The sequence below is a fragment of the Neobacillus rhizosphaerae genome, assembly GCF_937468385.1.
In the GTDB taxonomy this organism is placed as follows: domain Bacteria; phylum Bacillota; class Bacilli; order Bacillales; family Cytobacillaceae; genus Neobacillus; species Neobacillus rhizosphaerae.
Window position 1 is genome coordinate 73,948 of record NZ_CALBWS010000025.1, and the last position, 11,519, is coordinate 85,466.

The following is an 11,519-nucleotide window of genomic DNA, read 5'->3' on the forward strand; positions in this document are numbered from 1 at the left end:
TTTAAATTTTTTCATTTAAATGAAGGGCATTTTACGGGGCGCTTCTATGGGTTTCACTTTGGTGTCACATTATGGGCGTCAGGTTTCACTATGGTGTCAGGCACCACTCGCGGACAAATGTGCGCGTGCGGTGGACATCATCGCTTTGATTAGCACAAAAAGAGCCCCTGATTTTGTAGGGGGCTCCTGGTCGTTATAGTTTTATCATTTTTACATTGTTGATTGGGATTCCGAGCCACTGAGAGGCTATTTTGGCAAATATCCGCCGCGAACCCGTTGTGTAAAATTCATGCTCCGGCTCAATTTCACTTGTTTCAAGCAGACCGTTATATTGTAGAATGGCACTTATCTCCCGTGCAGTTTCATCCCCTGAACTAATCACATTGACGGAATCACCCATTACATCTTTTATTAGGGGTTCAAGTAATGGATAATGGGTACAGCCCAAAATAAGCGTATCCAGATTTTGATTCAGCAGCGGTTTTAAGGCTTCATCGACAATTCTTTCGGCAATCGGTCCGTCATACTCGCTACTCTCTACAAGAGGAACAAACTTTGGACAGGCATGGCTTGTTATATAGAGCCGGCTATTTAGCGACTTTAAAGCTTTTTCATAAGCACCGCTTTTAACTGTTCCTTCAGTACCAATAATTCCTACCCGATAGTTCTTTGTTCGTTTGATTGCCGCCCGAGCTCCTGGATTAATTACACCTATGACAGGGATGGATAACTCCTTGCGAATATCATCCAGTGCAGCTGCCGTCGCCGTGTTACAGGCAATAACCAGCATCTTAATATTTTTTTCTAGTAAAAAAGTAGTTAGTTCCCAGGTGAATCTTTTTACTTCCTTCGAAGTCCGTGGTCCGTAGGGACATCGTGCGGTATCTCCCAAATAAATAATTTTCTCATTTGGCAGCTGCCTCATGACCTCTTTGGCAACGGTTAATCCACCTACCCCAGAATCTATTACACCAATTGGTTGCTTCAAACATCTCGCCTCATTTTTAGCTAATCAGAATTTCTATCAATAAATTCTGAACTTCTTAATTCAACTACGCCTTATGAACTGTCCTAACTATCTAGCCAACCGGCACGTTTTCAGTTAACGCATTTCTTGATGGAGCTTCATCATGCTGCTTTGAAGAAGTTCAATTTCTTCTGTTGAGAAATTGACTAACACTTCCTCTAAATATTGTTGTCGCTTCTGAATAACCTCATCAATGATTCGTTTGCCTTCTTCAAGCAAGTGTATTCTCACCACACGACGATCGCTAGAATCCTTAACCCTCACAACGAGCTGATTTTTCTCCATTCGGTCAACTAGATCAGTAGTTGTGCTGCAGGCCAAATACATTTTGTTGGATAGTTCACCAATCGTCATGTCTCCATCTTCAAACAGCCATTGTAAGGCAACAAACTGCGGCGGAGTAATCTTATAATTACTCAACATCTCTCTTCCTTTTTGTTTGATAATTCCGGAAATGTAACGTAAATCCTTTTCGATATTAGCTACTATGTCTCTATTCACTCTTTGTGAATTTTCGAGTTTCATCCTTCATACACCCCTAAAATAGGCTTCTCCTCAAAACTTGTATAATAAAAAACAAAGCCTTTATTCCACAATTAATGTCATAAAGCTTGTCCTTATTTTCTACTTTTTTCACTAAAATTTCAAGTTGAAACTTATTGAAAAGACTGTATAAAAAAAAATATTAATTTCGATAGTGTTGATGATGATAAAAGAGAAATGCACAGGGAAATAATTTTATATTAAAATACAAAATGGTCTCCAAAAAATGAAAATCAGTTTACCTCGTATTTCATATATTGGCACCAAAATAACCTCCAAACAATTTAGGCACGAGAATAACTTATTTCATTAAACCTATTTTTTCATAAAATATGAACCGGCCTCCCCAAATAGGAAAGCCGGTCATCTTTAAAGTTCTAGCTCTCCCATTCGAAGGAGCTCTACAACTGCTTGTGAACGCCCCTTGACACCAAGCTTTTGCATGGCATTTGAAATGTGGTTCCGAACCGTTTTTTCGCTTATAAATAATTCACCAGCGATTTCTTTCGTTGTTTTGTCTTGTACTAACAGTTCGAATACTTCTCTTTCACGTTTGGTGAGTAATGGCTTGTGATTATAATCATTCTCCTTCAAGTATTGTAACCCTCCTTGCCTTCGCCAGTAATGAACCGTGGGGTGGGTATATATTTAGTCACCATATCATATGTGAAGGATGCAATTGGAGTGACTATAATTACTTAACGGAGAACGATTATAAAAAAAAATATGAATTATATACCAACTTTTTCTTGATGAAGGAGAAGATTTTTCATTTCCACTGTCCAAGGAACTCCTTTTCCAGTCTTTTTTGAAATTTGCACCATTGTCCCCCTACCAATAAACCCGATGCTTCCATCTTCTCTTTTCGCCATATAGTGAAGGTCAACAGAGGAATTCCCAACAGTGTGCGCCTTAACATAAACCTTAAGTTGCTCATTGTAAAAAATTTGTTGCAAAAAATCACATTGAAGATCTGCCACAACAGGAATCGTTTCATTATCCGACCGCAGCCAATCCTGCATAAATCCAATCGATTTAAAAAATTCTATTCTCGCCTCTTCAAAATAAATAAACGGAACGGTATTGTTCAAATGGCCAAACATATCTGTTTCAGAAAAACGCACCTTTACAAGATGACAAAACACAAACCCCTGTTCCCACTGATGAAAGTCGTCTATGTAATTTGCTTTTCCCATTATGGTAATCTCCTTAAGTTCTGAATAGTTATTCATTTATTATAGTTTTTTTCACAAAATTTTAAAACTATTTCAGAACGGAAGGAGTTCCTGAAAAAATGAATTACTTAGCTTTCGCGTAAATGATATAACGTTTTGGGGCATTACCTACATAACGAAATGGATAACAGGTCGATACAATTAATTCTTCTTCATTATTTTGCAAGGTAATAATACTCGTATCATTCGCTTTTACAATTTTCGTATGAGTGATTTCATAAGTGAAATTTCCATAGGGCATTTGCAGCATTAGTGAATCACCGATTTCCAACTCTCCTAGTCGTCGGAATACCGTGTCCCGATGGCCAGATAAGACAATTTGCCCTTTATCGCCAGGGAAGTAGGAACCTTTATAATGGCCAACGCCCTTTTCTAGATCATCCGGGTCTGTTCCTTCGACGATAGCCAATTCCGCTTTAATTTTCGGGATTGTTAATAGACCAACAATATCTCCTACACTTGGAGGAGGGCTATTCTCATTTCTTTTAGAAGAAGCATCCACTGATTGCTCTGAAATGATTTCCTTTGCTTTTTCCAGTGATGACTTTGTTTGCATTTTTACATTTACAAATTGCCAGGCACCGATTCCCATTAGAATAAGTCCAATTAAAATAATCAACAGCGGAAACTTTGATTTCAACTTTGAAAACCTTCCTTTTCAAGGGACTTAATAGCTCCAAGTATACCAAACGAATAATAAATGATTAAAATGGTTATGCATAAAATTCGTTTCAAAGATGCGAAAAACCTTCTTTTCCGATTTAGAAAAGAAGGTTTTTCTTTACTTATAAAGAAAGAATAAAATTTTCACTTTGAGAATTGTCCAGCTCCAGCCCCGAGCAAAGAAAGCTTGCGCTTTTCTAATTAATCGTGGTCACTTCCAAAGAAGTTTCTAAATGCTTGCATGGTAGCATCACGGTTAACTGCTGCGATGGAAGTGGTAATTGGAATCCCTTTTGGACATGATTGGACGCAGTTTTGAGAATTCCCACAGCCCTGCATTCCACCGTCGTCCATAAAGGCATTTAAACGTTCTGCTTTATTCATTTCACCCGTTGGATGGGCATTAAATAAGCGAACTTGGTTAAAGATCGCCGGACCCATAAAGTTTGTTTTACTGTTTACATTCGGGCATGCCTCTAAACAAACACCACAAGTCATACATTTTGAAAGTTCATAGGCCCATTGACGTTTTTTCTCAGGCATACGTGGCCCAGGTCCTAAATCATACGTTCCGTCAATTGGAATCCATGCTTTTACTTTCTTTAAGGAATCAAACATCCTGCTGCGGTCAACCTGAAGGTCACGGACAACAGGGAATGTTCGCATAGGCTCGAGGCGGATTGGCTGCTCCAATTGATCAACAAGTGCCGAACAAGATTGACGTGGCTTACCGTTGATAACCATTGAACAAGCACCACAAACCTCTTCAAGACAGTTCATTTCCCATGTAATTGGGGTTGTATCTTGTCCCTTATCCGTTACAGGATTTTTACGAATTTCCATTAACGCCGAAATCACGTTCATATTTGGACGGTATGGAATCTCGAATGTCTCCTCATAAGGAGCAGAGTCTGGGGTATCCTGACGTGCTATGATAAATTTCACTGTTTTCTTTTCAGACATTCTTTCCTACTCCCCTTTCTTTTAATGCTTTTTAGTGTAATCGCGCTCACGCGGCTTGAGTAGCGAGATATCGACTTCTGCATAATGGAATTCCGGCGCCGATTTAGAATCTACAAATTTTGCCATAGTTGTTTTTAAGAATTCCGCATCATTACGTTTAGGGAAGTCAGGCTTATAATGAGCACCGCGGCTTTCATTACGATTGTAAGCGCCAATTGTAATAACACGGGCTAATTGCAGCATATTTTGTAATTGACGTGTGAATGCTGCCCCTTGGTTGCTCCATTTAGATGTATCATTAATATTGATGTTTTGGTAACGTTCTAATAGTTCTTGGATTTTTTCATCCGTTTTTAATAACTTGTCATTGTAGCGGACAACTGTTACGTTATCTGTCATCCATTCCCCAAGCTCTTTGTGTAGTACATAGGCATTTTCGGAACCATTTAATGACATAATTGAATTCCATTTATCTTCCTGTTCTTTAATATGACGGTCAAAAACAGAAGAAGAAACAGCATCAGAGCTCTTTTCAAGTCCACCGATATATTTAACAGCGTTTGGTCCTGCCACCATTCCACCGAAAACAGCTGAAAGCAAGGAGTTTGCACCGAGACGGTTAGCACCATGCTGGGAGTAATCACATTCACCAGCAGCGAATAGTCCAGGGATATTCGTCATTTGCTCATAATCAACCCAAAGTCCACCCATTGAATAGTGAACAGCAGGGAATATTTTCATTGGCACTTTGCGTGGATTATCACCCATGAATTTTTCATAAATCTCGATAATTCCGCCAAGTTTTACATCTAATTCATGTGGGTCCTTATGGGATAAATCAAGGAATACCATGTTTTCACCATTAATACCTAGCTTCCGCGAAACGCAAACATCAAAAATTTCACGTGTGGCAATATCACGTGGTACAAGGTTTCCATATGCAGGGTATTTTTCTTCTAGGAAGTACCATGGTTTTCCATCTTTATATGTCCAAATACGTCCGCCCTCACCCCGCGCTGATTCACTCATTAAGCGTAGTTTATCATCACCAGGAATAGCAGTTGGATGAATCTGAATCATTTCGCCATTTGCATAATGAGCACCTTGTTGATATACAATAGAGGCTGCAGAACCTGTGTTAATAACTGAGTTTGTTGACTTTCCAAAAATAATCCCAGGGCCGCCTGTTGCCAATATAACAGCATCTGCTGCAAATGACCTGATTTCCATTGTTTTTAAGTCCTGAACAACAACACCACGGCATACACCATCGTCATCGATAACCGAGCCCAAAAACTCCCAGCCTTCATACTTGGTAACCAATCCGTCGACTTCATGGCGGCGAACTTGTTCATCAAGTGCATAAAGTAGCTGCTGACCTGTCGTGGCACCAGCAAAAGCGGTACGGTGATGCTGTGTCCCTCCAAAACGGCGGAAGTCTAGTAATCCTTCCGGAGTCCGGTTAAACATAACTCCCATCCGGTCAAATAAATTGATAATACCAGGTGCTGCATCGCACATTGCCTTAACTGGCGGCTGATTCGCCAAGAAATCTCCGCCATAAATCGTATCGTCAAAGTGAATCCATGGGGAATCCCCTTCACCCTTTGTATTTACTGCTCCATTAATACCACCTTGGGCACAAACAGAGTGAGAACGTTTTACCGGAACTAAAGAAAATAGTTCTACTGGTGTTCCTGATTCTGCAACCTTGATGGTAGCCATTAAGCCGGCTAAGCCGCCACCGACTACAATCACTTTACCCTTACTCATTCGTGACTCACTCCCTTAATCCAAAATACCTTATTTTTCCGATCAAAAAATAGTTAAGAAACAAATGCGATCAGTGTTTGAATTCCAACAATTGATAGAATAACGAAAATACCAATTGTCACATATGTAGAAATCACTTGTGAACGTGGTGACACAGTAATACCCCAACTTACTAAGAATGACCATAACCCATTGGCAAAATGGAAAATTGCTGAAAGGATACCCACAAGATAGAAAACGAACATGACTGGTGATGAAAGAATATTATGCATCATTTCATAAGAAACATCTGCCGTGCCTAGTGCATCAGCTACACGCGTCTGCCATACGTGCCAAGCTATAAAAATAAGCGTGATGACGCCTGTTATCCGCTGAATCACGTACAACCAGTTCCTGAAAAAACCAAAATTTTTGACATTGCTTTTAGCGGTAAAAACAATATAAAGTCCATAAATTGCATGAAAAAGCATTGGTAAATAAATAATTACAGTTTCAAGGACAATCCGGAATGGAAGATTTCCCATAAAAGCCGCAGCCTTTTCAAAGGAATCTGGTCCTCCTGTGACAAAATGGTTGACTACAAGGTGCTGCGTCAGAAATACCCCAATAGGAATAACCCCTAGCAACGAATGCAATCTCCGGTTAAAAAACTCTCGATTACCCGCCATAATTTTACCCCCCTTAGTTTTTAAAAAATGGTGTTAAGTTTCTTCCCCTTTTAACTTATCAGAATTTACTATTCATAAATTCTGAATTGATAATTCAACAATGCCTTATGAACCTGATTCGAACTAGCAATTGGCAAGTTTTCATTATTCCCCTTGAAAGAATTTCTAGCACCACTGTGACAATAATGTGACATGTTCATTTTACTCCCATCATCATAGAGCGTCAAGAAAACGGATACACAATTCTTTGGTAATTAATAAAATTTTTAAAATATATTGATATTGTAATAGAAGGGGCCTCCCCCTCTTTCCTTTAACTGGATTTTTCTGTTAATCATCATGATTCTTACATTTTAATTACCAATATCTTACGGTAAAAAATTTTTCCTTAAAAGGATAAGATAATTATGATGGTAAAAAAGATATGGTATTGCAAAATAATTAAAAATACATTATCAATTGTTTTTTCTGGGGAAATGTACTGAAACTCAACTTAATTTGTATATAATAGAATGATAGAAAGAGGGGAATCTTGTGAAAGAAAGTACAGACGTTGATCAAACTTTGAATACTGGGGAGCCAAGAACCATATCCATATTCGGATACGAATTAATCAGGGAAATCCTTTTGCCTGAGATTCTAGGGAAAGATTCTCCCGAAATTTTATATTGGGCTGGAAAACGCCTCGCCCGGAAATTTCCTTTAACCGATTATGATAAAGTCATTGAATTTTTCGCTAATGCTTCTTGGGGACAGCTTGAAATAAAAAAAGAAACGAAAAGCGAAATTGAATTTGAACTAGCAAGTCCTTTGATTGTTTCCCGGGTAAAGTCAAAAGCAGAGCACTTTTTCCAGCTTGAAGCGGGCTTCCTGGCCCAGCAAATCGAACTTCAAAAAGAAGTCATTGCAGAAACCTTCGAGCATCCAGTAAAAAAATCCAACAAAGTCCAGTTCACCGTCAAATGGGACAGCAAGGACCAAATTTAATTACGGTTATCCTTTTTAGGGTGTCAGGCACCGTCCAAACGGACGGTGCCTGACACCCTTTTCTAATTATCCCCAAGCTCAAATGCCTTGTGCAGTGCTTCAACTGCTTTTAGCATATTTTTTTCTTCGATCACAACAGATACTTTAATTTCTGATGTGCTGACCATTTTAATTGGAATGTTATTACTTGCCAACACTTCAAACATTTTTGCGGCTACTCCGGGATTGGAAATCATACCTGAACCAACAATTGACACCTTTGCTAATTTATTTTCTGCGTCCAGCTGTTCGTAACCCAGTACTGGTTTATTATTTTCTAGAACACTTAATGCTTCTAGCCAGTTATCTGTATGAATCGAGAACGACAAATTGGCTGTTCCTGCTTCTGTTGTACTTTGTATGATAATATCAACGTTTATTTGATTTTGCGCGAGCGTGGTAAAAATTGTTGATAAACTTGTTAAGGAATTGGTTAATCCTAATACGGTAACCTTCGTTATTTCATCTTCAAACGCCACTCCGCGTACTACTAGGTTTTGTTCCATAGTTGCTTCCCCCTCTATGACTGTACCTGCGATTTTTTCCATACTTGAACGAACCTCGAGCCTGACTTGATAGTTTTTGGCAAACTCCACTGCTCTTGGGTGGAGCACACCGGCACCTAAATTGGCGAGTTCGAGCATTTCATCATAGGACACAGATAATAACTTGCGCGCCTCTTTGACATACCTTGGATCTGTTGTAAACACCCCGGTCACATCCGTATAAATATCGCATTTATCAGCTTTCAGTGCTGCTGCTAAGGCCACCGCTGTTGTATCAGATCCACCGCGGCCAAGTGTGGTAATTTCACCGTCCTCTGTTATTCCTTGGAAACCCGCAACAATGACAATCTTACCATTTGATAGCTGACTTTGAAGGGCCTCTGTGTTGATTTTTGTGATTCGGGCGTTTCCGTGGATGGGTTCTGTTACGATTCCTGCCTGCCAGCCAGTATAAGAAACAGCATCAAGACCTTGTTGATTTAAGGCCATCGACAATAGTGCGATAGTCACCTGTTCCCCTGTCGAAAGGAGCATATCCATTTCCCGCTTGCTTGGCTGTGAGGAAATTTCCTTTGCCAGGCCGACTAGCTGATCCGTCGATTTTCCCATTGCCGAAACAACGACAACGACGTTATTGCCTTTCTCCGTCTCCTCTTTTACACATGCTGCCACATTCAAAATTCTTTCTACACTGCCGACGGAGGTTCCCCCGAATTTTTGTACGATAAGCCCCATAGTTGTTTTCTCCTTCTTTCAAATGTTACTCTTAATTTTCCCCATAAATGCAAAAAAGCAATGAGAAGGGCCTCTCATTGCTTTAAGAACACGAAGAAATAAATTCTCGTACACACAATGTAAGATAGCTCTCCAAGACAAACGTCTTGACAATCCGGCATTTATTCAATGCAAGACCAGCAAAGAAAGAAATGAGACCTTCTTTACTTCGGCGAACTTTCCCTTTCATGATTCTTCTCAGAAGCTCATCCTTCTCAGAACCACTACTCTTGAAGCTCGCACCTCTACCTTCACTTTAATACGTAAAAAGTGATAGTAAATTAAATTTTCACTCATTATAGCATGTTCTTTTTTTCCTAACAATACTATGAACGAAGTTTATTGATTAATTCTTCTGCGACATTAGTTGGAATTCCGAGGGCTCGAAATTCTTCAAACGTTGCTTCCTTCATTTTCTTAACAGAGCCAAATTCCTTTAACAATTGCTTTTTCCGCTTTTCCCCAATACCAGGGATATCATCGAGTAACGATTGAAAGACACTTTTCCCACGGATTTGACGGTGGAAGGTAATCGCAAAGCGGTGAACCTCATCTTGAATCCTTTGCAGTAAATAAAATTCCTGGCTGTTCCTTGCTAGCGGGACAATTTCCAACGGATTACCGTAAAGGAGCTGCGATGTTCGGTGTTTTTCATCCTTCACAAGCCCCGAAAGCGGAATATCTAGTCCAAGTTCATTTTCCAACACATCCCTGACTGCTTCCACATGCCCTTTTCCACCATCTATGATAATTAAATCCGGAAGTGCCAGATTTTCCTTTAAAGCTCTGGAATATCTTCTTCTCGTCACTTCCCGCATTGATTCATAATCATCAGGGCCTTTAACTGATTTGATTTTATATTTGCGGTATTCCCGCTTGTTTGCCTTGCCATCAATAAAAACAACCATTGCCGATACAGGGTCAGTTCCTTGAATGTTGGAGTTATCAAATGACTCAATCCTGTGTGGGGTATAAATCCCTAACAGCTCACCAAGGGTTTCTACCGCCTTGATTGTTCTATCCTCATCTTTTTCAATTAATGAAAACTTTTCATATAAAGCTATTTTGGCATTTTTGATTGCCATTTTGACGAGATCCTTTTTTTGCCCCCGCTGCGGCTGCATCACTTTTACTTCAAGCAATTGTTCGGCCATGTTCAAATCCACTTCGTCCTGAATGAGAATTTCCTTCGGCTTGAAGTGATTTGTCTTTTGATAAAATTGGCCGAGGAACGTCAAGATCTCTTCCTCTGGTTCATTGTAAATTGGAAACATGGAAACATCTCGCTCTATCAGCTTTCCTTGGCGGACAAAAAAGACTTGGACACACATCCAGCCTTTGTCGACAGCGTATCCAAATACATCGCGGTCGGTAAAGTCGGTCATTGTGATTTTTTGTTTTTCCATAATAGTTTCAATATGAGTGATTTTATCACGGAATTCCTTTGCCCGCTCGAAATCTAACTCCTCAGCTGCCGCTGTCATTTTTTCCGAAAGCTCTTTTTTTATCTCCTTATACCCGCCATTTAAAAATCGGGTAATCTCGTCCGTCATTTGCTTATACTGCACTTCGGCCACTTCATTCACACATGGTGCTAGGCACTGTCCTAAATGGTAATACAAGCAGACGCGGTCGGGAAGGGTCGAGCATTTACGTAACGGATAAATCCGGTCAAGAAGCTTTTTTGTTTCGTTAGCCGCTCCGACGTTCGGGTAGGGGCCAAAGTATTTGCCTTTATCCTTTTTTACTTTTCTCGTGATGATAAGCTTTGGATGTCTTTCAGCAGTCAATTTGATAAACGGGTAGCTTTTGTCATCCTTCAGCATGATATTGTATTTTGGATCATATTTTTTGATTAGGTTTAATTCAAGTAAGAGTGCTTCAATATTCGTAGAAGTCACGATATATTCAAAGTCTTCGATTTCGTTGACGAGCCTTAAGGTCTTTCCATCGTGCGACCCGGTAAAATAAGATCGAACACGGTTCTTTAATACCTTTGCTTTCCCCACATAAATGATTGTCCCTTGACGATCCTTCATTAAGTAGCAGCCAGGCTGATCAGGCAGTAGTGTTAATTTTTGTTTGATGGTTTCATTCACTCCGCCCACTCCTATCCGTCTTTATCTATCTTTTAAAATTTTAAAGCAAACTGCTTAGAAAGGAAAGTGGGAGGTTTTGTTCTAAAAATTATAATAGTCAAAATAAAAAACCTTAGCCATTTGATCTGACCCAATAAAGTTAGACAAATATTTTAGGCTACTTTGAGGACCTGAGTTCGGTATTCTACTGGGCTTAGGTCTTTTAATTTTGCCTTTATTCGTTTGTTATTGTAATAGTGAAT

12 protein-coding genes and 1 riboswitch are annotated in these 11,519 nt (G+C 39.6%); of the genes, 1 reads left to right on the forward strand and 11 read right to left on the reverse strand.

From position 1 onward, the window contains the following. Nucleotides 1-193: 193 nt before the first annotated feature. The 8 genes from racE to M5A78_RS17465 all read right to left on the reverse strand — a co-directional run bounded on the left by racE (nt 194) and on the right by M5A78_RS17465 (nt 6,872). Entirely contained in the window at nt 194-988 is a 795-nt protein-coding gene (racE, locus tag M5A78_RS17430) for a glutamate racemase (RefSeq protein WP_248736556.1), read from the reverse strand. A 114-nt stretch (nt 989-1,102) separates the two neighbouring features. Beyond that, nucleotides 1,103-1,552 carry a MarR family winged helix-turn-helix transcriptional regulator gene (locus M5A78_RS17435; RefSeq protein WP_248736557.1) on the reverse strand — a complete coding sequence of 150 codons (450 nt, stop codon included), beginning with the start codon at nt 1,550-1,552 and terminating at the stop codon, nt 1,103-1,105. A gap of 387 nt (nt 1,553-1,939) precedes the next feature. After that, nucleotides 1,940-2,164: a spore germination transcription factor GerE gene (gerE, locus tag M5A78_RS17440; protein WP_007087335.1), complete on the reverse strand. Its 225-nt coding sequence runs from the start codon at nt 2,162-2,164 to the stop codon at nt 1,940-1,942. Between the two features lie 137 nt (nt 2,165-2,301). Then, nucleotides 2,302-2,766, reverse strand: coding sequence for an acyl-CoA thioesterase (locus M5A78_RS17445; protein WP_248736558.1), 465 nt, complete (start codon nt 2,764-2,766; stop codon nt 2,302-2,304). Nucleotides 2,767-2,869: 103 nt separating this feature from the next. Continuing rightward, nucleotides 2,870-3,445, reverse strand: a complete 576-nt coding sequence (locus M5A78_RS17450) for a class D sortase (RefSeq protein ID WP_248736559.1) — start codon at nt 3,443-3,445, stop codon at nt 2,870-2,872. Between the two features lie 224 nt (nt 3,446-3,669). Beyond that, nucleotides 3,670-4,431, reverse strand: a complete 762-nt coding sequence (gene sdhB, locus M5A78_RS17455; RefSeq protein ID WP_248736560.1) for a succinate dehydrogenase iron-sulfur subunit — start codon at nt 4,429-4,431, stop codon at nt 3,670-3,672. Nucleotides 4,432-4,452: 21 nt separating this feature from the next. Further along, a complete protein-coding gene (gene sdhA, locus M5A78_RS17460; protein ID WP_248736561.1) occupies nt 4,453-6,204 on the reverse strand; it encodes a succinate dehydrogenase flavoprotein subunit in 1,752 nt (583 codons plus the stop codon). Nucleotides 6,205-6,257: 53 nt separating this feature from the next. Further along, the gene (locus M5A78_RS17465) at nt 6,258-6,872 is read right to left on the reverse strand and encodes a succinate dehydrogenase cytochrome b558 subunit (protein WP_248736562.1); all 615 of its coding nucleotides are present in this window, start codon (nt 6,870-6,872) and stop codon (nt 6,258-6,260) included. Nucleotides 6,873-7,406: 534 nt separating this feature from the next. On the opposite strand from M5A78_RS17465, the gene M5A78_RS17470 reads away from it, so the two are divergent. Then, nucleotides 7,407-7,859 carry a YslB family protein gene (locus M5A78_RS17470; RefSeq protein WP_248736563.1) on the forward strand — a complete coding sequence of 151 codons (453 nt, stop codon included), beginning with the start codon at nt 7,407-7,409 and terminating at the stop codon, nt 7,857-7,859. Between the two features lie 62 nt (nt 7,860-7,921). On the opposite strand, the gene M5A78_RS17475 is transcribed toward M5A78_RS17470, so the two are convergent. The 3 genes from M5A78_RS17475 to M5A78_RS17485 form a co-directional block, all read right to left on the reverse strand. Beyond that, entirely contained in the window at nt 7,922-9,139 is a 1,218-nt protein-coding gene (locus M5A78_RS17475) for an aspartate kinase (RefSeq protein ID WP_248736564.1), read from the reverse strand. Nucleotides 9,140-9,256: 117 nt separating this feature from the next. Beyond that, nucleotides 9,257-9,434: riboswitch (Lysine riboswitch) on the reverse strand. Nucleotides 9,435-9,504: 70 nt separating this feature from the next. Next, entirely contained in the window at nt 9,505-11,277 is a 1,773-nt protein-coding gene (uvrC, locus tag M5A78_RS17480; RefSeq protein WP_248736565.1) for an excinuclease ABC subunit UvrC, read from the reverse strand. A gap of 152 nt (nt 11,278-11,429) precedes the next feature. Next, nucleotides 11,430-11,519: IS3 family transposase (locus M5A78_RS17485; protein ID WP_248736569.1), on the reverse strand; the 90-nt coding region annotated here is incomplete at its 5' end.

Excerpts from the sequence above, each read along its gene's own strand:
- M5A78_RS17435 (WP_248736557.1), bottom strand. The coding sequence starts at position 1,552 with ATGAAACTCGAAAATTCACAAAGAGTGAATAGAGACATAGTAGCTAAT.
- M5A78_RS17445 (WP_248736558.1), bottom strand. The coding sequence starts at position 2,766 with ATGGGAAAAGCAAATTACATAGACGACTTTCATCAGTGGGAACAGGGG.
- sdhB (WP_248736560.1), bottom strand. The coding sequence starts at position 4,431 with ATGTCTGAAAAGAAAACAGTGAAATTTATCATAGCACGTCAGGATACC.
- M5A78_RS17475 (WP_248736564.1), bottom strand. The coding sequence starts at position 9,139 with ATGGGGCTTATCGTACAAAAATTCGGGGGAACCTCCGTCGGCAGTGTA.
- M5A78_RS17465 (WP_248736562.1), bottom strand. The coding sequence starts at position 6,872 with ATGGCGGGTAATCGAGAGTTTTTTAACCGGAGATTGCATTCGTTGCTA.
- sdhA (WP_248736561.1), bottom strand. The coding sequence starts at position 6,204 with ATGAGTAAGGGTAAAGTGATTGTAGTCGGTGGCGGCTTAGCCGGCTTA.